At 62.0% G+C, this 26,394-nt stretch carries 20 protein-coding genes; 11 read left to right on the top strand and 9 right to left on the bottom strand.

The features are described from left to right. Positions 1-85 precede the first annotated feature (85 nt). On the top strand, positions 86-4,879 hold the full coding sequence (locus tag NJ69_RS07395) for an NEL-type E3 ubiquitin ligase domain-containing protein (protein WP_052192034.1): 4,794 nt from the start codon (positions 86-88) through the stop codon (positions 4,877-4,879). 179 nt (positions 4,880-5,058) lie between these two features. After that, on the top strand, positions 5,059-5,613 hold the full coding sequence (locus tag NJ69_RS07400) for a DUF4174 domain-containing protein (protein ID WP_029612575.1): 555 nt from the start codon (positions 5,059-5,061) through the stop codon (positions 5,611-5,613). A gap of 71 nt (positions 5,614-5,684) precedes the next feature. On the opposite strand, the gene NJ69_RS07405 is transcribed toward NJ69_RS07400, so the two are convergent. The 3 genes from NJ69_RS07405 to NJ69_RS07415 form a co-directional block, all read right to left on the bottom strand. After that, a complete protein-coding gene (locus NJ69_RS07405; protein WP_039577625.1) occupies positions 5,685-6,545 on the bottom strand; it encodes a shikimate dehydrogenase in 861 nt (286 codons plus the stop codon). Positions 6,546-6,708: 163 nt separating this feature from the next. After that, positions 6,709-8,049, bottom strand: coding sequence for an MFS transporter (locus NJ69_RS07410; protein WP_039577627.1), 1,341 nt, complete (start codon positions 8,047-8,049; stop codon positions 6,709-6,711). A 160-nt stretch (positions 8,050-8,209) separates the two neighbouring features. Next, complete coding sequence (locus NJ69_RS07415) at positions 8,210-8,893, bottom strand: FadR/GntR family transcriptional regulator (RefSeq protein ID WP_039577630.1); 684 nt, start codon at positions 8,891-8,893, stop codon at positions 8,210-8,212. A 275-nt stretch (positions 8,894-9,168) separates the two neighbouring features. Between NJ69_RS07415 and NJ69_RS07420 the strand changes: the two genes are divergently transcribed. The 5 genes from NJ69_RS07420 to NJ69_RS07440 all read left to right on the top strand — a co-directional run bounded on the left by NJ69_RS07420 (position 9,169) and on the right by NJ69_RS07440 (position 12,963). Continuing rightward, positions 9,169-9,954: a transporter substrate-binding domain-containing protein gene (locus NJ69_RS07420; protein ID WP_039577633.1), complete on the top strand. Its 786-nt coding sequence runs from the start codon at positions 9,169-9,171 to the stop codon at positions 9,952-9,954. Between the two features lie 21 nt (positions 9,955-9,975). Next, on the top strand, positions 9,976-10,641 hold the full coding sequence (locus NJ69_RS07425) for an amino acid ABC transporter permease (protein WP_039577635.1): 666 nt from the start codon (positions 9,976-9,978) through the stop codon (positions 10,639-10,641). Next, positions 10,642-11,289, top strand: a complete 648-nt coding sequence (locus tag NJ69_RS07430) for an amino acid ABC transporter permease (protein WP_029612583.1) — start codon at positions 10,642-10,644, stop codon at positions 11,287-11,289. It begins immediately after the preceding gene. Then, complete coding sequence (locus NJ69_RS07435) at positions 11,276-12,010, top strand: amino acid ABC transporter ATP-binding protein (protein ID WP_039577638.1); 735 nt, start codon at positions 11,276-11,278, stop codon at positions 12,008-12,010. The genes NJ69_RS07430 and NJ69_RS07435 overlap by 14 nt, the downstream gene beginning before the upstream one ends. A gap of 173 nt (positions 12,011-12,183) precedes the next feature. Then, positions 12,184-12,963: an AraC family transcriptional regulator gene (locus NJ69_RS07440; RefSeq protein ID WP_039577641.1), complete on the top strand. Its 780-nt coding sequence runs from the start codon at positions 12,184-12,186 to the stop codon at positions 12,961-12,963. Between the two features lie 9 nt (positions 12,964-12,972). Here NJ69_RS07440 and NJ69_RS07445 read toward each other — a convergent pair whose 3' ends face one another. After that, complete coding sequence (locus tag NJ69_RS07445) at positions 12,973-13,557, bottom strand: LysE family translocator (protein ID WP_029612585.1); 585 nt, start codon at positions 13,555-13,557, stop codon at positions 12,973-12,975. 259 nt (positions 13,558-13,816) lie between these two features. On the opposite strand from NJ69_RS07445, the gene NJ69_RS07450 reads away from it, so the two are divergent. Beyond that, positions 13,817-15,385 carry a TerC family protein gene (locus tag NJ69_RS07450; protein WP_039577642.1) on the top strand — a complete coding sequence of 523 codons (1,569 nt, stop codon included), beginning with the start codon at positions 13,817-13,819 and terminating at the stop codon, positions 15,383-15,385. On the opposite strand, the gene rarD is transcribed toward NJ69_RS07450, so the two are convergent. Together rarD and NJ69_RS07460 are read right to left on the bottom strand one after the other, a co-directional pair. Next, positions 15,351-16,235, bottom strand: a complete 885-nt coding sequence (rarD, locus tag NJ69_RS07455; RefSeq protein ID WP_039577644.1) for an EamA family transporter RarD — start codon at positions 16,233-16,235, stop codon at positions 15,351-15,353. The two genes, NJ69_RS07450 and rarD, sit on opposite strands and share 35 nt — an antisense overlap. Positions 16,236-16,269: 34 nt before the next feature. After that, positions 16,270-17,856, bottom strand: coding sequence for an EAL domain-containing protein (locus tag NJ69_RS07460; RefSeq protein WP_039577647.1), 1,587 nt, complete (start codon positions 17,854-17,856; stop codon positions 16,270-16,272). Between the two features lie 304 nt (positions 17,857-18,160). Between NJ69_RS07460 and hppD the strand changes: the two genes are divergently transcribed. Continuing rightward, positions 18,161-19,237: a 4-hydroxyphenylpyruvate dioxygenase gene (gene hppD / locus NJ69_RS07465; RefSeq protein ID WP_029612588.1), complete on the top strand. Its 1,077-nt coding sequence runs from the start codon at positions 18,161-18,163 to the stop codon at positions 19,235-19,237. Between the two features lie 14 nt (positions 19,238-19,251). Here hppD and NJ69_RS07470 read toward each other — a convergent pair whose 3' ends face one another. Next, on the bottom strand, positions 19,252-20,028 hold the full coding sequence (locus NJ69_RS07470) for a CSS-motif domain-containing protein (RefSeq protein WP_052192035.1): 777 nt from the start codon (positions 20,026-20,028) through the stop codon (positions 19,252-19,254). Between the two features lie 321 nt (positions 20,029-20,349). Between NJ69_RS07470 and NJ69_RS07475 the strand changes: the two genes are divergently transcribed. Then, positions 20,350-22,416, top strand: coding sequence for an ATP-binding protein (locus NJ69_RS07475; protein WP_245219520.1), 2,067 nt, complete (start codon positions 20,350-20,352; stop codon positions 22,414-22,416). A gap of 6 nt (positions 22,417-22,422) precedes the next feature. Here NJ69_RS07475 and NJ69_RS07480 read toward each other — a convergent pair whose 3' ends face one another. Both NJ69_RS07480 and NJ69_RS07485 read right to left on the bottom strand, forming a co-directional pair. Then, positions 22,423-24,003 (bottom strand): response regulator, encoded by a 1,581-nt coding sequence (locus tag NJ69_RS07480; RefSeq protein WP_039577653.1) that lies wholly within the window; start codon positions 24,001-24,003, stop codon positions 22,423-22,425. Between the two features lie 109 nt (positions 24,004-24,112). Next, positions 24,113-25,171: a tetratricopeptide repeat protein gene (locus NJ69_RS07485; protein WP_039577656.1), complete on the bottom strand. Its 1,059-nt coding sequence runs from the start codon at positions 25,169-25,171 to the stop codon at positions 24,113-24,115. 205 nt (positions 25,172-25,376) lie between these two features. Here NJ69_RS07485 and NJ69_RS07490 point away from each other — a divergent pair, with 205 nt between their 5' ends. Next, complete coding sequence (locus NJ69_RS07490) at positions 25,377-26,264, top strand: pirin family protein (RefSeq protein ID WP_039577658.1); 888 nt, start codon at positions 25,377-25,379, stop codon at positions 26,262-26,264. Positions 26,265-26,394: the final 130 nt, after the last annotated feature.

Below are 26,394 nucleotides of genomic sequence, written 5' to 3' on the forward strand. Positions count from 1 at the left end.
CGACGCGTTCTACGTGGCAACTATCTAGCGCATGAGCGCACCGCCTGCTCCTTAGCCTCAGGGCTTTCTCCAGGAGCATGCCATCGTGACTCACGCTATCCCTCCCTCGGCAGCGCATCAGGACTGGATCATCGGTCGGCGCTTGCCCAACTGGCTGGCGACCGCCAGCCTTGAACAGGTCCAGGCACTTCAGGATGCGTTGAGCTTGAGCCTGTATTTTCATGAACGGGCCAGAGCGTTATTGGCTGGACTTCAAGCCCCGGATGCTTACGCTGCGCCCTTGCTGAGCGCAGCGCTCGAACAGCAGATGGGCAGGGCTGTCGAGCTGGATGCCTTGCGGTTCAGAGTCGGCACCCGCGAACCTGTACTGACCTCGCAACCCATCGGTTACCCAGTGACCAAGGCGGAATATCGCGAGATACCACTCTTGGAGGCAGCTCTGCGCAACTTCAGCGCCGAGCAGGCTGAGGAGGGTGGACAACTGGAAGGCAATCGGCTGCTCCAGCCCGATGACGAAAAGGCTGTACTGCCCACTGCCGCGCAGTTCGCCCAACTGTGCCGCGAGGTGGATGTGGGTGGGCAGTATCAGGCGCATGTGGACCAAGTGCTGCAATCTGACGCGCACGCCGATGCGCCAGCAGGCTCGGCGCAGCGTCGAACCTTGTCCCTCCTGGCCCGCGCACACCGCTACGGGATGCTCGCCGATGCTCATGTGGCGCGCCTGAGAGGCCACCTGAGCGAGCAGGAGTTACAACTGGTGGTGCAGGTGTGCAGCTTGACCGTCAAGCCAACCTTCCAAGGTTGTCCGGTTCAGACCAAAGGCCTGCAGTTGCTAGGCACTGCACTAGAACGCATCGTGGTATTGGATGTACGCGATGAGAGCCTCAGCCCTCTCTATACCTCAAGCCAACGTGTGCTGGTGCATATTCCAGGCGATCCGCACACGCCCTGGAGTGCGTTTCCCAACTTGCGCTACTTCGCCAACGACTTGGGCAAGCGCCTGCGCACTGCCGACTATCAAGCATTTTTCAGTCGCTTCGTTCGCAGGCGGCAGGCCAATGCCTTCTTCAATCAATTGGTCAGTGGCTACGCGGGCGTATCGGATCTGGCCAACATTGCGCTCGAAGAGCACATGCGGCCGCTGCCTGAGCCGTTGTTCGACCAGTTGGCGCAGGCACGCATCGCACAGATCAAGGACGATGCTGCGATGATCGCGGTGCCGGTCAAGGCCGTCGATGAGCAGGTGCAGCGCGAGCACGATCAGCGCTTGGCCAGCGAAGGCTGGGCCTTGCTGAATCTGGCGGGTTTCTTCGTGCCGGTGATCGGCCTGGGGTTGCTGGCGGTGACGGCCTGGGAGCTGCTGGGCGAGGTCTACCACGGCGTCGAGGCCTGGCGCGAAGGCGATACCAGTGAGGCGTTGGACCACCTGCTCAATGTGGCGGGCGATGTCGCTGCATTCGCGGTCACGGCCGCCGGAGTGGGGGTGGTGCGCGGTGCCTGGAGTCGATCACGCTGGGTCGATGAGTTGCTGCCGGCCACTCTGGAGGATGGCAGTACACGCCTGTGGCACGAAGACCTTTCGCCCTGGCGCGACGCACCGCCGGCCGAAGCGCGCTGTGACGAACAGGGCCTCTGGCGCCACGGCGACCGTACCTGGGTCCAGATCGATGAACATCACTATCCGGTGCGACAGCGCGCCGATCTGCGCTGGCAGCTTTTGCCGCACAACGGTCACGGCCCGCTGCTCGAACACAACGGTGCCGGTGCCTGGCGTTTGTGGTGGGAGCAGCCGCTGGCCTGGGACGACCCGTATCGGCTGTGTCGCCGCCTGGGCGGGGCCTGGGCGCGACTGGATGACCAGCAGCTGGACGAAATCATGCAGATTCACGGCCTGGATGCCGCGCAATTGCGCGCGCTGCATGCCGATGGACGCAAGCCTCCTGCAGTCTGGCAGGACAGCGTCGAGCGCTATAATCTGGACCGCCGCATTCGGGGCACCGTCAGCCAGTTGCGCAGCGGCCAGCCGGCGAGCGACGGTCTGGTGCTCGCCCATGCACGGCGCTTGCCGGGTGCCGCCGACGTCAGCGATCAAGCCCTGGCCGAGCGGATCTGGGCACAGCGTCGAGAACTGTTCGAGCAGTTGTATGAGGCCACGCAGCCCAGTGACGCGCCCGCGGCGCAGATCGTGCGACGGCAGTTCACCTCGCTGCATTCACGGGGCGCAGCCCAGGTGCTGAACGATGCCCGTGCTGCGGATCGCGAACGTTTGTTGCAAGGCGCACGCGTGCCGCTGGCCCTGGCGGAGGCGGCGCGTGAAATGGTGCGGCAGATCCGTGTCGCCCGGGTGCTGGAGGCGTTGTACCTGGACGCCAGTCAGGACGCGGATCTGGCGCGGGTGGTGTTGCACCTCCTGGGCCGATCGCCTGGGCCTGCCGCCGCTAGCGGATGGCGTCTGTACGAGCATTCATTGTCGGGGCCCACGCTGCTGTCGATCGAGGCCGGGGAGGGCGCGGCCAGCTTCGACCTGGTTCATCTCAATGGCAGGTTCCAGTTGGCGCAGGGGGGGCATGCACTCGGCGAGCGGGGCGAGTTGTTCGAAGTCATCGCGCACACGTTGGATGAATCGCGCTGTACGGCGATGGGACTGAGCGACCCACTGCCGCACAACCTGCGCGTGCACATGGCCCGACTGGCTGCCCGTCAGCCTGGCGAAATCCAGCAGGCCCTGGGGCTGCGCTCGCCGGTTGGCGGCTTCCGGCCGCCCCAGCGTCTGGCTGACGGACGCTTGGGCTATCCGCTCAGTGGGCGCGGCGCGAGACGCCAGGCCCGCGCATTGTATGCACGGGTTCGGGCGCTGTACCCCAATTTCAGCGACAGCGAAGTGGAGAACTGGCTGATTTCCGTACGCGCACAAGGTCTTGACCATAACCTCGAGCTGCAGCGCTTGGGCGCAGAGCTCGACACGCTGCGCGAACATCTCGCTGCCTGGACCCAGCAAGCGCCGGGGCTGATGGCCCGTGCCGAGCGCTCTGCCATGAGGGATGCGCTGATGGCTGTCTGGCGCCGCCAGTCTCAGCGCGTGGCCAACCAGGTCGGCGAGCCGATCGGCTATCGCCTGGCCCTCTGGGGGCTGCCCATGCGTCGACCACCAGACATCCCGGCGCAGGTGCGCTTCAGTCATGTGGTGTCGCTGAACATGACCAGCATGGGCCTGGAAGAGATCCCTGATTCGTTCATGAACGCCTTCACCGGCTTGCAGTCCCTGGCGCTGAACAACAACGCGTTGAGCCGATTACCGGCCAACATCGAGCACTTGCCTGAGTTGCGCGAGCTGGACCTGTACGGTAACCAGATTGTGCTCGATCCTGAACAGGCCGAGCGTCTGGGTCGTTGTACCCGTTTGCAGCGGCTGAACCTGTCGTTCAATCCGCTGGGGCGGGTGTTTTCGGTGGCTGCCATGCCGCGCCTGATCTCGCTGCAGGTGCGTGCGACGAGCATCAGCGAACTGCCGAGCGGTCTGTTCGACCACCACCTGCTGGAAGAAGTGGACCTGCGCAACAATCTCATTACACGGGTGCCGGACGACTATTACCGAGTCCCGCTGTGGGTTTCGGGTGCCATCCTGCTAGCCGAGAACCCGCTGGAGTCCGGCTCGGCCAACCGGCTGCGCAGTTTCATGAGGGTGAACGGCTGGCTGGAGGAAACCGACCCTGCCTCAGGGGTCGAGGAACCCGAGTCGCTCGATCTTGCTCAGGCTTTGGACTATGCGCGCGAGGGGTGGATACGCAGCATCGCGCCGCGTGAGGCCAGAGGTTTCGGCGAAGCCTGGGACGCCTTGCAGGCCGAGCCGGGCAGTCAGGACTACTTGGCCTTGCTGGCTCGTCTGCGCGAGACCCGCGATTACCGGACCGACCCTACCGGCCTGGGCAGCCGAGTCGCGGCCACCCTGCAGGCTGCCCAGGACCATGCCGAACTGCGTCAGGAGCTGTTCGACCTGTCCAGGGGGCTGGAGGGGTGTGACGACGCGGTGATTGGCCGCTTCAGCGATCTGGAAGTCCATCTGCTGGTGTGGCGAGCACGGTGTGAGGCCGAGCGCGGTGCCGAAGAGTCCGCTCTGCTGTACCTGGGTCGACAGTTGTGGCGGCTGGACGAACTCGATCGCATCATCGCCGAAGACTTGCAGAGTCGGCGCCAGGACGGTGGGCATCCGGATGAAGTCGAGGTAGGACTGGCCTACCGGCTAGGCCTGCGTGACGAGTTCGATCTGCCGGGGCAACCGGCGACCATGAGTTACCGCGAGGTGGCTGGTGTGGGTGCGGATCAGTTGGATGACGCGCGGGCGCGGCTGCATGAGAGCGAGACCGACGAGGCGGTGGCGCAGTCGATGGTCTGGAAGTCCTTCTGGCGCACCCATCTGCTGCGCAGCGATCCAGAAGGCTTCGAGCGGTTGGACCAACGTTTCCACAGCCGCCTGCAGGTGATCGAGGACATGGCCGAGGGCAAAAGCTATGACCAGGTGCTGCTCGATCGCGCCGCACAGATCGACGCCCTGCAGCAACGGGCGCGGGTGTTGGGCGATGAAGCACAGGCGCTGGGCGAGGATTCTGAGGCGCGGGTGCGCAATGCAGCGGCTTTGGCCGAAAACGCCCGCCAGTTGCAAGAGAGCCAGAGTGAATTGGCAGCAATACAGGACGATTCGGCGTTTGCCGAACAGGTCAGGTCACTGACGGTGTCCGCCGATGACCATGAAAACTGGCTGCGCAGCATTGGTCGGGACCGAGAGGCGGCGTGGGATGCACGCATATTGGCATACACCCGTGCAGCACTCGCCCAGGCCAGGCCCGAACCGCAACCGGGGCCCAGCCACAGGCGTCCCTGATGCCTTGATCGACTATGCTTGCAGATGTGTAGGAAGCTTCTGAGACGTTCGGGGCCGTTTCCGAAATCCCACGTTACCTTTAGTCTAAGCCGGTGCCTGATCCCTTGGTTTAGGCTCTGGCTCGGATCTTTCTCCCTGATCTGTAGTCCCTGGTTAATCGAGAAAACAAGGAGATGCTCATGCTCGTCCGGTCACTGACCCTCGCCACCCTGTTCGCCGTCAGCGGCCCGCTGTTCGCCGCCGACAGCGACGCTCCACTGGCCAAGGAACTGGGCAAGGCACGGCCATTGGTCGTCATCGCGCCCAGCAGCGCCGACCCGACGCTGCGCGGCCTGGAGCAGGCCATCAAGGATCCTGCCACCGAAGCCGGGTTCAAGGAGCGCAATCTGGTGCTGTTCAGCGTGGCCAGCATGATGGGCAAGCGCGAAGACAAGAACCTCGAGCAGCAGACCACCATGGCCTTGATCCGCGAGCTCAAGCTCGGGGCGAGCAAAGGCACCCGGGTGATCCTGATCGGCAAGGATGGCGAGCGTCATGTACTCAAGGACGACGACACCCCGGAGAAGCTCGACCCGCAAGCGGTGTTCAAGGCAGTCGACGAACTGCCGGCCAGCGAAAAGGCTGTGACTGCGCCTGAACCGGTGGCTGTAGCGCCAGCCGGCAAGCCGGAGAAGCCGAACAAGGGTACCAAACCTGTCAAGCCCGCTGCGGCGCCCAAACCATTGGACGACTGATTGCGCTCGGCGATGCGCAGGTCTGGGCGATGGTGCTCATCTGGCCTTTGCCTTCGACCTGCCTGTGACCCTCAGCCCAGCCGCGCAAAGTGCGCCTGCATGCGCGCGGCATCGGCCGGCCGGCCGCTGAACAGCTCGAACGCCTTCACTGCCTGAAATACCGCCATGGTGCCGCCGTCCAAGGTACGGCAGCCCAACGCTCGGGCATGGCGCAGCAATTCGGTTTCCAGCGGGAAGTAGATGATTTCCGCTACCCACAACCGTTCATGCAGCAAATGCACCGGCAGCGGAGTGCCGGGCAGTTTGCTCATGCCCACCGGCGTGGTGTTGACCAGGCCGTCAGCCGCGGCCAGCGTAGCCGCCAGATCATTGCCGAGCAGCGCCCGGCCAGCACCGAAACACTGTGCGAGGTTTTCTACCAGGGCTTGCCCGCGAGCGGCGTCGACCTCGAACAGGGTTAGTTGCTCCACGCCGTCGGCCAGCAGTGCATGCGCCACCGCCGAACCTGCACCGCCGGCGCCCAGTTGCACCACCTGGCGGCGCGCCACATTGGGCAAACCACGGCGCAGACCTTCGGCAAAGCCCAGGCAGTCGGTGTTGTGGCCAATGCGCTTGCCGTCTTTGAATACCACGGTGTTCACAGCGCCGATGCCACGGGCTTCTTCTGACAGTTCGTCGAGCAACGGCACGATGGCTTGCTTGAACGGGAAGGTGATGTTCAGGCCGGTAAAGCCGCTGCGCTGCGCACCTTCCACCAGCGCAGGCAGAGCGCTATCGTCCACGCCGAGCTGATCGGCATCGATCAGACGATACAGATAACGCAGGGATTGGGCATCGCCTTCGCCTTGGTGCAGGGCAGGCGTGAGGGAGGCTTGGATACCACGACCGACAAGGCCGGCGAGAATGCCGTGGGCGGCGAGGGGGGAGGTCATGACAGTGCATCGCTTTTGTTATTGGATGCGATTATTTTTGTACCATCTGGTTAGTTTTGTAAACGCAGACCTGCTTCGCCTTGGGGATTTGGGGCGGTAATCGCCCGCAGCTTTAGGCGTCGTTACCCAAACAGGGGGCGTAGCCAACGCCCCCTTATCTCTGTTACAACGCGTCGGCTCGCCCGCGGGCCGTCGATGGGCCGCCGAGTGTTTCGTCATCCAGTGAAACGCGTGAGGTTTCCGGCAGCGCCAATCCACCGACCAGCGCAACCAAAGCAATCACCACCAGATAGAAAGCAGGCGCCAAGCTGCTGCCAGTCTGGGTGATGAGCCAAGTTGCCACCAGCGGTGCGGTGCCGCCGAACAGGGTATACGCCACGTTGTAGGTAATCGCCGACGCGGTGTAGCGAGTGCGGGTCGGGAAGCTCTCCGACAGCAAGGCAGCGGTCACCACACCACTGGACAAGGCGCCGACCGCCAGCAGAATCACCCCCAACAGCGCGCCGGACATCGAGCCGGAACTGGCCAGCCAGTAGGCGGGGAATACGCAGACCATCACCCACAGGCAGGTGAAGCCGATGGTCCGACGCCGGCCGATGCGGTCCGACAACGCGCCGGCCAGCGGGCATCCGGCGGCAGCGAACAGCAGTGCCACCGTGGTTACCAGCAGCGACTGGGCACGGCTGAGATGACCGACCATCTGCAGGTACGTGGCGAAGTAGGTGGTGAACATGTAGAACGACAAAGCCGTCAGCGAGATGAAGGCCCCCAGGTTGCGAATAGCTCGGCCATGGTGGCGCAGGGTGTCCTTCAGCGGCGAGTGCTCGTGCTGGCGACCCTCGGCCAGCGCCTCGCGGAAGGCCGGCGTTTCCTCCATGCGCCAACGCAGGTACAGGCCCACCAGACCCAGGGGCGCGGCGATCAGGAACGGTACGCGCCAGCCCCAGGCGTTCATGGCATCGCTGCTCAGGCTGGCTTCCAGGCCGTAGGCGATCACGGCTGCACACGCGAACGCGGAAAAAGTCGAGACCGGCACGAAGCTGCCATAGAACGCCCGGCGCTCACGTGGGGCGTGCTCCATCAGGTAAGCGCAAGCGCCGGCATACTCGCCTCCGGCAGAAAAACCTTGCAGGCAGCGCGCAAGCGTCAGCAATACCGGGGCGGCGATGCCGATGCTGGCGTAGGTCGGCAACAGGCCGATCAGTGTGGTGGAGCCGGCCATCAACAGGATGGTCAGCGAGAGGATACGTTTGCGTCCCAGACGGTCGCCCAACGCGCCGAAGACGATGCCACCCAGCGGGCGCAGGGCGAAGGCGACGGCGAATACGGCGAAGGTCTTGAGCAAGGCGACGCTGGCATCCTCGCTGGCGAAGAACTGGCTGGCGATCAGTGTGGCGAGAAAGCCGTAGACCGCGAAATCGAACCACTCGACGAAGTTGCCGATGGCCGAGGCGGCAATCACGCGGCGTAGGGTGGCGGGGGATACCTCATGGGATGCGGACATGGGCACGTGCTCCGGTTGGCGTAGGCAGCCTGATGGGGGCGGACAGGATCATGCCCTGTCGTCTGGTTATCAGGTGCAGTACACCCCAGCGCAACGACCGCCGCATCCTTGAGCACGACACCCAGATATCCGTTTGGACCGATCCGGGCGCCAACGCTATTCAAACCGTGAACACCACCCCGGTGCGCGAGGCGGCGTTGCGGATATGCGCTTGCATGGCCCGCTGGGCGGCGGTCTGGGCGCGGCGTTCGAGGGCCTTGAGGATGGTGCGGTGTTCCTGCCAGGTTTCCATGGCCCGCTCGGGACGACTGAACGGCAGCTTCTGGCTTTCCAGGAAGATCTCCCGGCTGCTGGTGATCACCTGCAGCATCGCCTGATTGCCGCAGGCCTGCAGCAGCGCCTGGTGGAACTCGAAATCCAGTCGCGCCGCCGCCTCGAAGCGGCCCGCGCGCAGCTCCAGGCGCATGGCCTCGACGTTGGCCCGAAGCCGGTCCAGCGGATCGGCGGTCAGGGCCAGGGCCGCTTGGCCGGCGGCGAACCCCTCCAAGGCATAACGCATCTGGAAGGTATCGGCCGCCGACACTTGCTCGGCATAGGGCCAGGCGAATCCGCCCGGTGCCGGGCTCTGCACGAAGACACCTTTGCCGGCCTGCACGCTGATCAGCCCCAGGGCGCTCAACGAGGACAGGGCTTCGCGCAGGGAGGCCCGGCTGACGCCGAGGCGATCGGCCAGGTCGCGTTGCGAGGGCAGGGCGTCGCCGGGTTGATAACCGCCTTCGTCGATGAGCTTGCGGATGGCCTGCAGGGCCAGTTCCGGTACGGCGCGGGGGAGGGTGTCGAGCATGCTGTTCAGACCGGTAGGAGGGCGATGACGCTGACGTTGTACGGCGATCTGCCGGTGCTGGCAAGCCTTGCGCCAAGCTGGCGCAGCGCGGATTACAGCGCACGAAAGCAGGGCGCACGAGGCCGACCGAGTGAGATCTACAGGTCAACTGTTCAGACCAGTAAGACCTTGTAGAGCCCGCGCCACTCGCACTCGCGGTCGATTTCAGGACGAGCTGGCATGCTGCCTGCAATGGCCTGCAGCGCACACCCATTCGACTTTCCGCGAGGCCTTCCATGACGACGTTCCGCTCCCTGCTCCTGGCCACCCTGTTCTGCAGTGCGGGCCTTACGCTCACACCCGCCCAGGCCGATGCCCTGAGCGACATCGCTGCCCGTGGCGTGCTCAAGGTCGCCGTGCCCCAGGATTTCCCGCCCTTCGGCTCGGTTGGCCCCGACATGAAACCGCGCGGGCTGGATATCGACACCGCGCAGTTGCTGGCCGACAAACTGGGCGTCAAGCTGGCGCTGACGCCGGTCAACAGCACCAACCGCATTCCCTTTCTCACCACCGGTAAAGTCGACCTGGTGATTTCCAGCCTGGGCAAGAATGCCGAACGTGAAGCGGTGATCGACTTCTCCCAGCCCTACGCGCCGTTCTACCTGGCGGTGTTCGGTCCGGCCGACGCGCCGATCGACGACATCGGCGCAGTGGCCGGCAAGACCATCAGCGTCACCCGCGGCTCGATCGAAGACATGGCGCTGAGCGCCGTCGCACCCAAAGACGCGGTGATCAAACGCTTCGAGGACAACAACTCGACCATCGCCGCCTACTTGTCTGGCCAAGTACAGTTGATCGCCAGTGGCAGCGTGGTGATGGCGGCCATCGCCGAGAAGAACCCGGCCAAGGTGCCGGTGGTCAAGGTCAAGCTCAAGGACTCGCCGGTCTACGTCGGCGTCGCCAAGCACGAGCCGGCATTGCTGGACAAGGTCAATAGCACACTGGCTGCCGCCAAGGCCGACGGCAGCCTGAACCGCAACGCCGAGAAGTGGCTCAAGCAACCGCTGCCAGCCGACCTTTAAGCACCAGGCGGACTCTCGGACATGGCCTATCAATTCGACTTCGCGCCCGTGCTCGCCCAGAGCGACCTGCTGCTCAAGGGCGCACTGTTCACCCTGGAGCTGACCGCCATCGGTACGGTGCTTGGCCTTGCCATCGGTGTGGTCGGTGCAGGCGTGCGGGCCTGGCGCCTGCGCCCGTTCGACCTGCTGTTCGGTGTGTACGTGGAACTGATCCGCAACACGCCGTTCATCGTTCAACTGTTCTTTATCTTCTTCGGTCTGCCGGCACTGGGTGTTCGCCTGAACGAGTGGGAAGCCGCGGTGCTGGCCATGGTGGTCAACCTCGGCGCCTACAGCACCGAGATCATTCGCGCCGGCATCCAGGCGATCCCCAAGGGGCAGTTGGAGGCTGCGGCAGCGCTGGCCATGAGTCGCTTCGAGGCGTTCCGCCACGTGGTGCTGCTCCCGGCCCTGGCCAAGGTCTGGCCGGCGCTCACCAGTCAGATCGTGATCGTCATGCTCGGATCGGCGGTCTGTTCGCAGATTGCTACCGAGGAGCTGTCGTTCGCCGCCAACTTCATCCAGTCGCGCAACTTCCGCGCCTTTGAAACTTACCTGCTGACCACCGCCTTGTATTTGCTGATGGCCATCGTTGTGCGCCAACTGCTCAACTGGCTCGGCCAGCGTCTGCTGATGGGGAAACGCTGAATGGATTTCACCTTCTGGGACATCGTGCGCAACTTGCTGGTGGGGTTGCAGTGGACCCTGGCGTTATCGCTGGTGGCCTTCGTCTGCGGCGGGCTTGCCGGACTGTTGGTGCTGATCGGACGGATCTCCGAGCGCGCACTGCCACGGCGGCTGGCGCGTGCCTACATCGAACTGTTTCAGGGCACGCCGTTGTTGATGCAGCTGTTCATGGTGTTCTTCGGCATTGCGTTGTTCGGTGTCGATGTGTCGGCCTGGGCAGCGGCGGCTATCGCGCTGACCCTGTTCACCAGTGCATTTCTCGCCGAGATCTGGCGCGGCTGCGTGGAATCGATCCCGCAAGGGCAGTGGGAAGCCAGCGAAAGCCTGGCGCTGAGCCGTCTGGAGCAACTGCGCCACGTGATCCTGCCGCAGGCCCTGCGTATCGCCGTTGCGCCGACCGTGGGCTTCTCGGTGCAGGTGGTCAAAGGCACCGCCGTAACCTCGATCATCGGCTTCACCGAGCTGACCAAGACCGGCGGCATGATCGCCAACGCCACCTTCGAGCCGTTCATGGTCTACGGCCTGGTCGCGCTCGGCTACTTCATCCTCTGTTATCCGCTCTCGCTGAGCGCCCGCTACCTTGAAAGGAGGCTGCATGCCGCTGCTTAGAGTGTCCGCGCTGCACAAGTATTACGGTGACAATCATGTGCTCAAGGGCGTCGACCTGAGCATCGAAGAAGGTGAAGTGGTGGCCATCATCGGCCGCAGCGGCTCGGGCAAGAGCACCTTCCTGCGGACCCTCAATGGTCTGGAATCGATCAGTGACGGGGTGATCGAAGTGGATGGCGAATACCTCGATGCCAGTCGCGCCGATTTGCGCGCACTGCGCCAGAAGGTGGGCATGGTGTTCCAGCAATTCAACCTGTTCCCACACCTGACGGTCGGTGAGAACGTGATGCTGGCACCGCAAGTGGTGAAGAAGGCCGGCAAAGCCGAGGCACAGGCGTTGGCCCGGCAGATGCTGGCTCGGGTCGGCCTTGCCGAGAAGTTCGACGCCTATCCGGATCGTCTTTCCGGCGGACAGCAGCAGCGGGTGGCCATCGCCCGGGCCCTGGCGATGTCGCCCAAGGTGCTGCTGTGCGACGAGATCACCTCGGCGCTGGATCCGGAGTTGGTGAGCGAGGTGCTAGGTGTGGTGCGCCAGTTGGCCCGCGAGGGCATGACCCTGGTCATGGTCACCCACGAGATGCGCTTCGCTCGGGAAGTGGGCGACAAACTGGTATTCATGCACCAGGGCAAGGTGCACGAGGTGGGCGATCCCGAAGCGCTGTTCGCCGCGCCGAGGACGCCGGAATTGGCTCACTTCATCGGCATGACCGCGCCGGCCTGACACCAAGGGGGGAGGTGACATTGCCAGCTAAAAGCTTATGCTGTGCCAATCCATGAGCCTTCCGACTGTTCTGCCATGATCAGATCTCAAACCCTGTATCGCCGGTCCCGCAAGGGTGGTGTGGTCACGTTCCCAGGTTGCACAGCCCTGCCGGGCGACCTTGGGAAGTGGGTATGAGCACCCACTCGCAATTCTGGCGCGATTCAGCACTGCCCTTCGTCGAAGCGCGGCGGGTCGGGGATGGTCGTGAAGTCTGCTATGGCCCGCATTCCCATGAGAGCTTTTCCATCGGCGTGGTGACAGGTGGGCGCAGTACCTATCTCAATGGTCACCAATGGCGAGAACTGGCAGCGGGTGCCACCGTCCTGATGAACCCGGGTGCAGTCCATGCGTGCAACCCCATCGCCGATGAGCAGTGGTCGTACCTGATGCTGTATGTGGATCTGCCCTGGCTGCAGGCCCAGGGGTTCGTGCTGCCAGTGGCGACGTGGAGTGATTGTCCCCGTCTCTATGGGCACTTGCTTGAGGTGTTCGGGCAACTGTTCGACGGTCACACCGTGAATGCCGAGGCAATGCTGAAGACGTTCTTCAGTGCGTTGCCGGTGTATCTGGAGGTGCCCAAGCCACGGCCGCTATCGGCTCATCCCCAATTGGAAACCGCAGCGGCCTTTATTCGCGCCCATCGGCTCGATCCGTTGAGCCTCGAAGACATCTGCGCGGCAGCGGGATTGTCGCGGGCCTATCTGATTCGTGCCTTCCGCCGTCGCTTCGGCCTCACCCCGCATGGTTACCTGATCGATCAGCGTGTGCAGCATGCGCGGGCTGAGCTGCGTCGGGGGCGGGGCATCGCCGAAGTGGCGCTGGAAGCCGGGTTCGCCGATCAGGCGCATTTGCAGCGCGCCTTCAAACAACACCTGGCGGCAACGCCTGGGCATTACCGCAGCGGTCGGTGATCCAGCCCTTCAGGCCAGCATCAGATACGCCGCGCTGACCACCAGCAAGCCCGCCAGTAGCCGATTGAACAGGCGCATGTTCCGGGCATTGCCCAAGTAATGGCTGATCATGCTGCCCGCCCAGGCCCAACTGGCGACCGACACAAAGCAAATGGGCGCGTACAGCCAGGTGAACAGCCACAGCAACTGGTGATCGCCGCCAGTATAGGCGCCGATACCGGCCACCGAGGCCAGCCATGCCTTGGGATTGAGCCACTGCATCACCGCGCCGTGCCAAGCCGAAGGTGCCTGGCTCTGGTGCCCAGTGTGCAACTCGCCCCTGTCGCTGGCCAGCTTCCAGGCCATGTACAGCAAGAACAGCACACCGCCCCAGTGCAGCAGACGATTGAGCAGTGGCCAACGCAGCAGCAGTTCGTGCAGGCCCAGGCCGATCAGCACAAGCAACAGGCAAAAGCCCAGGCTGGCACCGGCGGCGTGTCCCAGGCTGGCCCGCAGACCGTGTCGCGCGCCGCTGCCCAGCGCGACGATGTTGACAGGGCCTGGGGAAATCGAAGCGGCCAAGGCGAAAGCGGCCATGGACAGTGACAGGCTCATGGAAGGCGTCCTCGTTGTTCTATGAAGCGGCCATGCTCTTGCAGGGGGCACTGCGGCGTATTGAACGAAAGTGCTCAGCGACCGGTTACAGTTTTTGTAATAGTTTCCCGCTGTCAGAAAAACCTGCTTCGATTGTAGGATCGACATCCCAAATTACACTTAAGGCCCTTATGAGCACCTTCGCGGAGCCCCCCAGTCCCTGGCCGTCCCGGCCGCCCTTCATGCGTCGTCCTGACGCGTTCCCCGAGAGTACCTGCTGATGGAATGGCTAGCTGACCCCACGGCCTGGCTGGGCCTGCTGACACTCATCGTGCTCGAACTGGTGCTGGGTATCGATAACCTGGTGTTCATTGCCATCTTGGCCGACAAACTGCCCCCGCATCAGCGTGACCGCGCCCGGGTGATTGGTTTGACGCTGGCATTGGTGATGCGCCTTGGCCTGCTGGCCTCGATCTCGTGGATGGTGACGCTCACTGCGCCGCTGTTCGAGGTATGGGGCAAGAGCTTCTCAGGTCGAGATCTGATCATGCTGTTTGGCGGCGTATTCCTGCTGTTCAAAGCCACCATGGAGCTGCACGAGCGCCTTGAAGGGCATGTCGCCCAAAGCAGTGCGGGTGCACGTCACGCGGCTTTCTGGCCGATCGTCGCGCAGATCGTGGTGCTGGACGCGGTGTTCTCGCTGGATGCGGTGATCACCGCCGTGGGCATGGTCGAGCATCTGTCGGTGATGATGATCGCAGTGATCTTCTCCATCGGCATCATGATCGTGGCCAGCAAGCCGCTGACCCGTTTCGTCAACGCCCACCCGACGGTCATCATGCTGTGCCTGGGCTTCTTGATGATGATCGGCTTCAGCCTGACCGCCGAAGGCCTGGGCTTCCACATTCCCAAGGGCTATCTGTATGCGGCGATCGGTTTCTCGATCCTGATCGAGGCGTTCAACCAACTGGCCCGGGCTCGTCGCAAGCGCAGCCTGCAACAGCACCGCCCGCTGCGCGAGCGCACCGCCCACGCGGTGCTGCGCCTGCTGGGCGGGCGTCGTGTCGAGGCTGACGAACTGGGCGAGGAGATCGCCGACCTGGTCGAAGGCGGTGAAGAACAGGTGCTGTTCGACCGCCGCGAGCGCGTGATGATCAGCGGTGTGCTGAACCTCGCCGAGCGGCCGATCCGGACCGTGATGACCGTGCGCACCGAAGTCGATGCGCTGGACCTGGCGCAGTCGGCCGAGATGATCACGCAGACGCTGATCAACTCGCCTTACTCACGGCTGCCGCTGATTCGTGACGGTCGCATCGACGAGCCTCTGGGCTTCATTCACAAGAAGGAGTTGCTCAAGGAATTGCTGACCGGTAGTACCCCGGACCTTGAGCGTATGGTGCGCCAGCCGCTGAACCTGCTGGAGAGCTTCAGCATTCTCAATGCGCTGGAGCAGATGCGCGGACAGTCGACGCACATCGCGTTCGTGATCAACGAATTCGGTGATTTCACCGGCGTGCTGACCATGACCGACATTCTTGAGTCGATCGCCGGTGAGCTTCCCGATGCCAGTGAGGTGGCCGGGCCGGAGATCGTCCAGGAGGTCGATGGGTTCGTCGTCAACGGGGCGCTGAACCTGACCCAGGTGCAGGCGCGAACCGGCTTCGCCGCCCGCGCCACCGAGGATTACCAGACCCTCGCCGGACTGGTGATGAGCCTGCTCGACCGCCTGCCGATGGTCGGCGATCAGCTCGACTGCAATGGCTGGCGCATGACGGTGATGGCGGTGCAGGAGCGCCGGGTGCGCCAGGTGCGCCTTACACCGCCCGCCGACGCTGACGCAGGTGCTTGATGCCCTCGAGCACCAGGACCAGTACGGCGGCCCAGATCGGCAGATAGGTCAGCCACTGATCCGAGGTGATGGTTTCGCCCAGCAGCAGTGCCACGCCAACCAGCAGCACCGGTTCGACGTAGCTGAGCAAACCGAACAGGCCAAAGGGCAGTAAGCGGCTGGCCAGCACGTAGACGATCAGCGCCGAGGCGCTGATCGCACCGAGCAGGGGAATCAGCCCATACAATCCAGGATGGGCGGCCAGGTCGGCCGTTGTCAGGGGGCCCTCGATCACGAAGTACAGGGCCCAGGGCAGCAGCAGGCACATGTCGCACCACAAACCGCCCAGGTGGTCGGTGCGGCAGCGTCGGCGCAGGACGAAGTAAATCGGGTAGCCCACCACCACCAACAAGGTTTCCCAGGCGAAGCTGCCATGCTGGTACAACTCGTGGCCAACGCCTAGGGCAGCGCAGCCCACGGCCAGTTTTTGCAGGCGTGAGAGACGTTCGCCATAGACCACTCTGCCCGTGAGCACCATTGCCAGGGGCAGTAGGAAGTAGCCCATCGATACTTCCAGACTGCGCCCATGCAGCGGTGCCCACAGGAATAGCCACAACTGGATGCCCAGCAGCGATGAAGTGCCGATCATGCCGAGCAGCAGGGCGGGTGTCTGGCGGATCCGTGTCAACAGTTCGCCGACATGGCGCCAGTCCTTGCTCAGCAGCATGAACAGGGTCAGGCACGGCAGGGTCAGCAACGTTCGCCAGCCAAAAATTTCCTCGCCGTCGAGCGGAGCAAGCAGGGAGGTGTAGAAATACATCACGGCGAACAGACAGGACGCCATGACGGACGAGATGATGCCTTTTGACACGAAAGCCTCGATAGCTGGAGAGTGGACGGACCGATCAACCGGGCATGATGGCAGCGGGGGTGTCCGGGGGCAACCGGCCGCTTGAGGAACGTGCGGCGAGTGCCTGGATGAAGGCCTCCAGTGGCATGGGCCTGGCATGCAGGTAACCTTGCTGCAGATCGACCTGATGTCGTGCCAGGTAATCCCGCTGCGCCTCGGTTTCCACCCCTTCAGCGACCACCGCCAGATCCAGCTTGCGCGAGAGCTCGATGATGGTGTCGAGGATGTGCTGCGAGAGCGCGTCGCCGCCGATCATGGCGACGAAGCTCTGATCAATTTTCAGATAATCGATGTTGAACTGACGCAGGTAGCTCAGGCTGGATTGCCCGGTGCCGAAGTCGTCCAAGGCGATCTTTACGCCCATCTGGTGGAGTTTCTCGAACAGTTCGAGGGTCATCGGCGTGACTTCGAGCAGCTTGCGTTCGGTCAGTTCCAGCGTCAGCAGCACCCGTCCGGGGGGAAAGAAGCCGAGAAAGGCGCGACACTCGTCGAGCAGGGTGAAGTCCTGGCAATGATCGGCGGTGATGTTGATGCCGATGTGAAAGCCTTCATCCATGAAGGCTGCATAAGGCGCCAGACCTCGGGCGGTGCGCAGCATCAACGCGCGAGTCATGGGTACGATCTGCCCGCTGTGCTCGGCATAAGGGATGAACAGGTCAGGGGGCACCAGCCCCTCGCGCGGGTGCTGCCAGCGCATCAGCACTTCAGCCCCGGCCCAACGATAGTCGCTTGTGCGCACCACGGGCTGGAAATACGGGGTGAACTCGTCGGCCTGCAGCGCCCTGTCCAATTCGCTGCGTGACGAGGACGCCCGGCGCAGTTGCCAATGGCAGGTCATGCCGATAAATGTGCCGATGACACACAGCAGGGCGAGCAGCGCTGGATAGTGGCTGTAGAGCGTGCGCAGCGATTGATGTGCGCGATAGCCGCCATGTACACCGAACGGATAGCGGGAGGAATACAGCGATATTGGCGTGCTGCCTGTCAAAAGCGGCTTTGAGAGGTGCACCCGACCGTCGGCACCCATCCAGTGCGTGCCGACCTGAATCTGCAGGGCTTCGTCATTGGCAATCAACTGCAAGGCGGTAATGAGGTGATCCCCATCCACCGTGAGCAGAACGCCACGCCCAGCCTGGTGGGTTCGATAGACCAGCAGCGCGTGGTCGGGCGTGACCGTGTTTCCATCCATCAACCACAGTTGGCCCTCGATGTAGCGCATCGCTTCGACCGGCTCATGAATGGCGCCAAACAGGGACGAGCAATAAAGTATGTCGTTGGCGAACAGGTTGGTCGAGCGGATGAACGCGTTGCGCGTCACCTGCTCGCGCAGTGCGAGCGTCACCTCTGCGCAAGGGCGGCCTGCCAGCGGTGCCAGGATCTTCGCTGCGGCCGACACGCTGTCGAGAATGCGTTCGACATGATTGACCACCTGTCGTGCCGTGGCCACGCTGCGCTCGTGCAGGTTACGCTCGACTTGCCACTCTAGCAGTACCAATCCGCACAGCAGCGGCAGCGCGCCAACCGCCCAAGGAAGTACAGCCCGCCAGGTTGGATGACGTTGACGTTCAAGCGTGAGAGGCATGTGAGTCTGGAGGTGAGTGGCTGCCGACAGCACAAGAATAGTCGGTGATACGCCCGCACACTGAACGAGTGCGCGACAAAGGAAATTACGCCCTGTAGAATCAAGTTACGAATACAAGAATAAGGTTTCCCGTTTTGGGGAACCGACCCAGCCGAGAACATTGCTATGGCGTATCACGGGTTCAAGCTTCTCATCGGTGATTTTCTCGCCCGCAGCGTCAGGGGAATTCCCTGCTCGCCGCCTGTCCTGTCTGACATCCCACGCATTCGAGCATATTCATTCTGTTACCGCTGAGGATAACGACATGGCAGATCTTTTCGAAAACCCGATGGGCCTGATGGGCTTCGAGTTCATCGAGTTCGCTTCCCCCACCCCTGGCGTTCTTGAGCCCGTGTTCCAAGCATTGGGCTTCACCAAGGTGGCTACCCACCGTTCCAAAGAGGTGCACCTGTACCGCCAGGGCGGCATCAATCTGATTCTCAACAATGAGCCCAAGAGCATCGCGGCGTACTTCGCTGCCGAGCATGGCCCGTCGGTATGCGGCATGGCGTTTCGCGTGCGCAACGCGCACGACGCTTACGCTAGAGCGTTGGAGCTCGGCGCGCAGCCGGTTGAGATCGAAACCGGCCCCATGGAGTTGCGCCTACCGGCGATCAAGGGTATCGGTGGTGCACCGCTGTACCTGATCGACCGCTTCGAAGAGGGCAGCTCGATCTACGATATCGACTTCAACTTCATCGAGGGTGTCGATCGTAATCCGGTTGGGGCGGGACTGCAGGTGATCGATCACTTGACTCACAATGTCTATCGCGGGCGCATGGCCTATTGGGCCGGTTTTTACGAAAAGCTGTTCAATTTCCGGGAAATTCGCTACTTCGACATCAAGGGCGAGTACACCGGCCTCACTTCCAAGGCCATGACCGCACCTGATGGCATGATTCGCATTCCGCTCAACGAGGAGTCTTCCAAGGGCTCCGGACAGATCGAGGAATTCCTCATGCAGTTCAACGGAGAGGGCATTCAGCATGTTGCCTTCCTCACCGACGATCTGCTCAAAACATGGGATGCCCTGAAAGGCATTGGCATGCGCTTCATGACGCCACCTCCCCAGACCTACTACGAAATGCTCGAGGAGCGTCTTCCAGGGCATGGCGAACCGGTCGATCAACTCAAAGCTCGAGGTATTCTCCTCGACGGCGCATCGGTGTCGGGAGATAAGCGCCTGTTGCTCCAGATTTTCTCCGAAACCCTGATGGGGCCCGTGTTCTTCGAGTTCATCCAGCGCAAGGGAGATGATGGTTTCGGAGAAGGAAACTTCAAAGCGCTCTTTGAATCCATCGAGCGTGATCAGGTTCGTCGAGGCGTGCTGAGCGCCGAGTGATCACACGTGTCGGGTCAAGCCGCCGGTCGCCGATTGGCGGTTTTACCGTCGATGTTGACCCTTCGATTACGCAAGCTCCAGATCACGACGGCAGAAGTGAGTGCACTGATCAGCACCAGTGAGGGGAGCACGCTGTTTCTTGCCTGGCGTGCTTCCGCGGCAGTGAAGCCCTGCGGATAGCCGACTTTTATTCGGTATCCGTACTTCTTGGAAACACCGCCTTCCAAGAACTCCGACATTGAGGGGCGTATTTGCTCACGGCTGTCGCCCTCTGTCCAAATGTACTGATCGCCGATTTCAACGATCAGACGCAGGCCATTTTTGAAAGCGCGTAGTTCGTTGCGTATTTCCAGTCCATAGGTTGTGGCGACGACTGAGCGGTCGCCGTTGACCAAGCGATAGGCGACCAGTGCGCCATCGGGTATCGCGGTCGAATCGAAGATCAACCGGAGGGTCTGGTCCGGGGCAAAGTCGGGAAGTTCCATGGTCTCCATGCTGCGGCATATTCGCCCCGCGCCCTGATTGACGATCAGCGATTGCAGTCTAGGGTTGCCTGCGACCTGGGCGGCGAGTCTGTTCTGAATGTCCTGGCAGGGTTTTGTCCCTGACGGCAGGGCGAGTACTGCTGCGGCGCGCAGACCATCGAACAGACGGTCGAACGTGAACAATGCTTCGTCTACGGCGATCTTCGCGCTTTGCTCCAAGCGTTTATTCAATTGATAGTCCATGACGAGCAGCCCAGAGATCAGTGGCGCAGCACCGATCAGCAGTGCGATCGCCAGAGCGACCATGCGACGGCTTTGATGCTTTGGATGCCTTGATATGCTCATTGATTTCCTAATCCGATAGTGGAGGACTCCAAGAGCCTAAGGCTGTGTCTGGGGCCACGCTGTAGGTCATATCTGTAGCGTATGAAGCAAGGCATGCTCAAGGCGTGGGATTGATTACGCCTACCCCCCGAGCCAACGGTGGATGCGCGTCTGCCAGGCGGCACTGGCGATCCATGTGCTAGGCTCAAACCCACCTCAATACTGCCCAGGAGTTGCCATGGACCCGGAAACTCTGCTCCGCTACTCCATCTTCGTCGTCATGCTAGAACGGGAGTCTGTTCCGTGAATGCTGGCAAAGCGGCTCGTATGGGTGCTACACAGGTGATTCACCTAGCGGCAGCTTCCTGTTCTGCACAAATGGCGGGCGAACACATCACGCGTTTCGACTGGGGGCCGACACCGCTCGGTGCCTTGACGCAATGGCCGCCGTCACTGCGAGTGGCGGTGGATATCATGCTTTTGTCGCCATTTCCGTGTGCATTGGTATGGGGTCGAGCACTCACGCTGATACCTAACCGCAGCTACATGGCGCTTCTGCCCGGTGTCAAGCAATCACTCGGCATGCGCTTTGATCTGTTGTGGCACGAGGAGTGGCCGCGTATCGGCCCCTGGGTCTTCCAGGCACTGGAGGGGCGTGCGAATTTCATTGATGCACCCATTCAGCTGAACAGCCATGAACATGATGGGCCTGCCTGGTTCGCCTTTGGCTACGCACCACTGCGTGACGAGCAAGGTGCAGTGGCCGGGCTCCTGCACACGGCGATCGACAACACCGCCAGCATGGAGCAGGTCAGGCAGTGGCGCGAGCAGGCGCAGGGTTTCGAGCATCAGGTGGGGCAATATCTGCCCAGCAGCGATCATCTTTGGCGAATGGCGCGCGATGCGATGGTCGTCGTCAGCCGTGAGCTTACGCTGCTGGCTGCGAATGAAGCCTGGCAACGGGTACTGGGATGGGACGTGCAGGGCATGGATACTGTTGCCCTGGTGGACTTGGTTCATCCCGGTGATCGCGCGGAGGTCAGGTTGGCCATCACCGACTTGCTACAGGGAAAGGCGGTCCATGAAGTCGAGTCTCGGCTCAAGCACAGAGATGGACATTATTGCTGGATGTGCTGGAGCGCCCGCTCACAAGGGGACGTCCTGGTGGCAGTTGGGCGTGATATCACCCAGGAGCGCTCCAGTATCGTACGCGAGGCCGAAGGCCTGCTCCGTGACAATCAGCGCATGGAAATCGTGGGCCAACTGGCAGGTGGAATGGCCCACGAAATGAACAATCTGCTGGCCGGCGTCGGTGGGAGCTTGGAGTTGCTCCAGCGACGGATGGGCCAAGGTCGAATGGAGCGCATCGACGAGTACGTCCACGTCGCGCGCGACTCAGTGCAGCGTGCCATGGCCCTTACGCACCGGCTGCTGGCCTTTGCCCGAAGCCAGCCGTTGCAGCCGCGCCCGGTGAACGTCAATACCCTGCTGCTGGAATTGAAACCGCTCGTGCATCAGGCGCTAGGCCCGGATTTCGACGTTCACTGGCAATTGGATGTTGCGCCCTGGCCAATACGGGTGGACTGCGCCCAGTTGGAGATCGCCATGCTGCATTTGTGCAGCAACGCGCGGGATGCGGCGGCTGAGCAGGGCGTGCTGACCGTTCGCACGTCGAACGAGCGCTTGCCGGCTCGGACGCTGCATGGAGAAAGCATACCGGCCGGAGACTATGTCGCCATTCTTGTCGAAGACGGGGGTACCGGCATGCCGGCAGAGATCCTCAGCCGCGCGTTCGAGCCGTTTTTCACCACCAAACCGAAAGGTCGGGGCTCTGGGCTGGGGCTTGCGATGGTCTACGGGTTCGTCCACCAGTCAGGCGGTCATGTGTGGATCGAGTCCAGTCCCAGTGACGGTACCGTAGTGACTTTGCTATTTGCCCGGTATCCGGGTGATTTGCCGGCCAGCGACTCCGATATACGCGCTTGTGAACGCAAGCGTGGGAACGGGGAACGGATACTGTTGGTCGACGATCAGCTCAATCTCAGGGCATTGATGCGAGAGGTGCTGGTAGATAACGGTTTCGAGGTGCACGAGGCGGGTGACGCCGTGCAGGCATTGGCGTGCTATGAGCAGGACGGCCCCTACGACTTGGTCATTACCGATATAGGTCTGCCGGGAGGCATGAGTGGGCGGCAGGTTGGCAAAGCGATCCGCCAGACCAGGGCAACACAGAAAATGCTGTTCATTACCGGCTATACCGAGCAACCGCTGGAGCGCAGTTTGCTTGGAAAACCGGGTACTGCATTGATGCTCAAGCCGTTTTCGCTGGAAAACCTGGTCGGCAAGGTCTATCAGATGCTGGATGAGTAGCCTGTATCAGTGGTCAGCGAGCAGCTTGAGGATCTGATCACGAAGCTGCTGCAGTTCGAACGGTTTGCACATCAGGTGCATTCCCGGATCGAGAAAATCATCTCGGGAAATAGCGGTCTCTGCGTAGCCGGTGATCAGCAAGATCGGCAGGCCTGGGCGTAGCGTCCGCGCGATTTCTGCCAATTGGCGGCCGCTCATCCCCGGCAGCCCAACATCGCTGAGCAACAGGGACACCTGCGTGCCGGAGCCTAGCATCTGCAGCGCTTGTGTGGCGTCGTGGGCAGTCAGGCAAGAAAGCCCGTCTTCGGTCAAGGACTGATAGAGCAATGCGCGGACATCGCGGTCATCTTCGACGATCAGTATCGGTCCCTCGGTGCTGCCAGGGCGACGGAGCAATGTGGCGGGAGCGGGGGCTGCCAGGCTCCGAGGCAGGTACAGATCGATTTGAGCGCCATGACCTACTCGGCTGCGCAGGGTGACATATCCATGGGATTGCCGGCTGAACCCATACACCATCGACAAGCCCAGACCTATTCCTTGGCCAACAGGTTTAGTACTGAAAAACGGCTCGAACGCATGATCGAGGGTGATCTGTGACATGCCTTGGCCGGTGTCGATGACGCTCAAGCGGACGTAATCGCCGGTACTCAGACCGCTTTGTGGAAAACACAGCGCATCGATGTGCTCGTTGCACGCCTGGACAGTAAGCTTGCCACCATTGGGCATGGCCTCACAGGCGTTGCATAACAGGCTGTCCAACGATTCCTGCAACTGTTGAGCGTCTGCTTGCAGGGCCCATAAATCCTCCGGTACGTTCAGCACAAGCTGAACGCACTCGGGCACGATTGCACGCAGTCGCTGAGGATCAAGCAGCGTATTAAGCTCGAGTGTTTGCTTCTGCAACGATTGGCGAGAGGAAAATGCCAACAACTTGTGTGTCAGCTTGGCCCCGCGCGCCACCGACTCACGACCCATACGCACAACCTTGTCCAGGTCTTCGAGGCGGCCCTTTTGTAATCGTCGCTCGATAAGTTCGAAGCTCCCCCCGATGCTGGTCAGCAAGTTATTGAAATCATGGGCGAAACCACCAGCGAGCTGACCAATGGCATCCATTTTGCGCCTATGCTGGAGAGTGTTGTCGTCACGCGCCGCATAGGTTTCAAGCCGATCGGTGAGTTCGCGCAATGCCTCACGGGCAAGATATTGACGCTTTCGGGTGCGCATTGCCTGTGCAGCCAAGCTCAGTAACTGCGCCTCATCGAAGGGATGGTACAAGCAAGACAGATTGCCAAGACTTTGTGCTAGCGCCGAGCCGCTGCCTGTCTTCATCATCAAGATCGGCAAGTCAGACCAGTTCGGCTGGGCGTCGACAAACTGCTGGAGTGGGGATATTTGATCAGTGGACAGCACCTGCTCATCGACCAAGACCAGCGCTGCGCCCTCATTGAGCCACACCCCAAGACGTTGGTTGTCAGTCGTGCACAGACACGTGATGCCACCGCCTGAAAGCATCTTCGAGGCCTTAGCGGCAACGTGCTGCGGCGCCAGAATGAGCGCCCTTTCGTCGTAGGGCAGTGAACCTGACAAGACCAATCTCCCGAGGGTGGGGCGGCCTGATGCGATGGGGCATTCAGCGAGCCGATACTCACTGGACCGCCTATTTTCCGTCAGGGTTCAAAGTGCTTGTAAGAAAGGGCTACAAGCCCTGTTGCAGGTATGGATCGTCGGGATTTTGCCGCTCAAGTTCGGCGAGCAACACCTGAACGTTCTGCAATTGCCCAGTCTCTTTCCAGTAGCGGATCAGTTGCACCCGCGCACGGCGATTGGCGGGTTGGCGATCCAGCAGGTTTTCCAGCTGCTTTTGCGCGGCCTCTACCTGTTCAAGGTCATGCAGGGTAATGGCCAAGGTGTAGCGGTAGTCGGCGTTGTCAGGTTCGAGTTCGACTGCGCGCGATAGGGCAAGCAGGGCATACTCGCGTTGTCCGTGGCGTAACAGCCAGAGACCGAGCTCATACTGCAGAAATGCGGAGTCTGGACGCAGTGCCAACGCCTGTGCGAGCACTTCGCGGGAGGCATCGTGCCGGTCCATGGCCTCTAGCAGTCGCACCTGGGTTGCCAGTGCATCCGGATCTTGCGGCGCCAATCTCAGGCTGCGGGCGAGGGCGGCTTCGGCACTTGGGAAGTCTCGCTCGTGCAAGTACAGCCGCGCCAGATGGGTCTGGGCCTGGGCATCGTCTGGCTGTTGCTCGAGGGCTTGCTGGTACTGCTCGAGCGCTGATTGCAAAGGGCGGAAATACAGGCCGATGGCGTCCGGATCCAGGCCCATCAACGCGTCTACGGCGGCGAAGCGCACGCTTTGCTCTTCATCTTCGAGCAACGGCCCCAGCACCAGACTGCGCTGGGCGGGTGGCAACAGGCGTCGAATGCTGGCAATGGCTGCGCGCCGGACCAAAGGATCACCGTGTTCAAGGTCCTGCTTGGCCAGCTTGAGCGCCTGGGGGGAAGGGTAATTGGGTAACTCGTTGTACAGCGCAGCCCGACGGATCGGGGTGAGATCGTCCCGCTGGAGTTGCTGATAGAGCACCCGGGCGGCGCCTGGCAGTCCGGCATGGGCCTGCCGTAACGCTTTGGCGTAGCGTTCGGCAGGTGGGCCGGGAGGCGAGGATGCGGGAGTTCGCCACACGACAAGGATGGCCACGGCCAGAACCACCAGCGCGAGCGGCAGCGCGATCAGGTAACGGTGACGAATGGACATCAGCTGTTCCGTGAACTCGGGAGTGCAGAGCTTGGGACAGGTGGAGGTCAATTGCAACGGTGTCGCGGCTCGAGCTCGCGATCGATATGGGAAACACGTTCACGCCCATTGTCCTGCTGATAGGACTATTAAAGCTGCTTTGAGCGGCTAATTACCCATTGCCTGGGTTGGTAGACTGATCCTCAGCCAAATGAGGAGTTTTCCCATGAAACAGGTTCTGAGTGTGCAACGAAGCCCACAGCCGCACTGGGTAGGCAATGGCTTTCCCGTGCGCAGCCTTTTTACCTATGATCGGCAGGCAGCGCATGTCAGCCCATTTCTCCTGCTCGATTACGCCGGTCCCCACCTATTTGCCCCCACCGAAGCGCGTCGCGGTGTCGGGCAGCATCCGCACCGCGGCTTTGAGACCGTCACCATCGTCTACCAGGGCGAGGTCGAGCACCGCGACTCCACGGGCGCTGGCGGACTGATCGGCCCGGGCGACGTGCAGTGGATGACCGCGGCGGATGGGATCATTCATGAAGAGTTTCATTCACCGGCGTTTGCTCGGCAGGGCGGCACACTGGAAATGGTTCAGTTGTGGGTCAATCTGCCCGCCCGCGACAAGCAGGCAGCGCCGGGCTATCAGACCTTGCTCGACCGAGATATCCCCCGCGTGTCACTGGCGCACGGCGCCGGCAGCTTGCGCGTGATTGCTGGCGAATATGAAGGATACAGCGGCCCGGCGCGGACATTCACCGCCATGGATGTATGGGATATCCGTCTTGATGCAGGCGCTTCCCTGCAGTTGCCGATCAGCACCGGACGCAACGCTGCACTGGTCGTGTTACACGGTGCGCTAACCGTCAACGATTCACAGCGAGCCGCCGACGGCGAGCTTGTGCTGCTCACACGTGAGGGCGAAAACGTTCGTGTGGCGGCGCAGCAGGATGTTTCGCTATTGCTGCTCAGTGGTGAACCCATTGACGAACCCATCGTTGGCTATGGGCCGTTCGTGATGAATACGCAAGCGCAGATCGCCGAAGCATTCGACGATTTTCACGCTGGGCGCTTCGGCAAGATACCCGCGTCGACATCGGCGCCGGAACGGTGAACTGAGTCCTGTTCGGCCGTCCGTCACCTGGCCAGGAGAGTGCTCGAACTAACAGGGTCGCGTGATGCTCATCAGTTAAGGCGTAGCGTGTGATCGCGCGGCTCAATTAGCCGCCCTGATAACCACGTGT

The sequence above is a fragment of the Pseudomonas parafulva genome, from assembly GCF_000800255.1.
Lineage (GTDB): Bacteria > Pseudomonadota > Gammaproteobacteria > Pseudomonadales > Pseudomonadaceae > Aquipseudomonas > Aquipseudomonas boreofloridensis.

Excerpts from the sequence above, each read along its gene's own strand:
- NJ69_RS07400 (WP_029612575.1), top strand. The coding sequence starts at position 5,059 with ATGCTCGTCCGGTCACTGACCCTCGCCACCCTGTTCGCCGTCAGCGGC.
- NJ69_RS07405 (WP_039577625.1), bottom strand. The coding sequence starts at position 6,545 with ATGACCTCCCCCCTCGCCGCCCACGGCATTCTCGCCGGCCTTGTCGGT.
- NJ69_RS07410 (WP_039577627.1), bottom strand. The coding sequence starts at position 8,049 with ATGTCCGCATCCCATGAGGTATCCCCCGCCACCCTACGCCGCGTGATT.
- NJ69_RS07415 (WP_039577630.1), bottom strand. The coding sequence starts at position 8,893 with ATGCTCGACACCCTCCCCCGCGCCGTACCGGAACTGGCCCTGCAGGCC.
- NJ69_RS07420 (WP_039577633.1), top strand. The coding sequence starts at position 9,169 with ATGACGACGTTCCGCTCCCTGCTCCTGGCCACCCTGTTCTGCAGTGCG.
- NJ69_RS07425 (WP_039577635.1), top strand. The coding sequence starts at position 9,976 with ATGGCCTATCAATTCGACTTCGCGCCCGTGCTCGCCCAGAGCGACCTG.
- NJ69_RS07430 (WP_029612583.1), top strand. The coding sequence starts at position 10,642 with ATGGATTTCACCTTCTGGGACATCGTGCGCAACTTGCTGGTGGGGTTG.
- NJ69_RS07435 (WP_039577638.1), top strand. The coding sequence starts at position 11,276 with ATGCCGCTGCTTAGAGTGTCCGCGCTGCACAAGTATTACGGTGACAAT.
- NJ69_RS07440 (WP_039577641.1), top strand. The coding sequence starts at position 12,184 with ATGAGCACCCACTCGCAATTCTGGCGCGATTCAGCACTGCCCTTCGTC.
- NJ69_RS07445 (WP_029612585.1), bottom strand. The coding sequence starts at position 13,557 with ATGAGCCTGTCACTGTCCATGGCCGCTTTCGCCTTGGCCGCTTCGATT.
- NJ69_RS07450 (WP_039577642.1), top strand. The coding sequence starts at position 13,817 with ATGGAATGGCTAGCTGACCCCACGGCCTGGCTGGGCCTGCTGACACTC.
- NJ69_RS07460 (WP_039577647.1), bottom strand. The coding sequence starts at position 17,856 with ATGCCTCTCACGCTTGAACGTCAACGTCATCCAACCTGGCGGGCTGTA.
- hppD (WP_029612588.1), top strand. The coding sequence starts at position 18,161 with ATGGCAGATCTTTTCGAAAACCCGATGGGCCTGATGGGCTTCGAGTTC.
- NJ69_RS07470 (WP_052192035.1), bottom strand. The coding sequence starts at position 20,028 with ATGGTCGCTCTGGCGATCGCACTGCTGATCGGTGCTGCGCCACTGATC.
- NJ69_RS07485 (WP_039577656.1), bottom strand. The coding sequence starts at position 25,171 with ATGTCCATTCGTCACCGTTACCTGATCGCGCTGCCGCTCGCGCTGGTG.
- NJ69_RS07490 (WP_039577658.1), top strand. The coding sequence starts at position 25,377 with ATGAAACAGGTTCTGAGTGTGCAACGAAGCCCACAGCCGCACTGGGTA.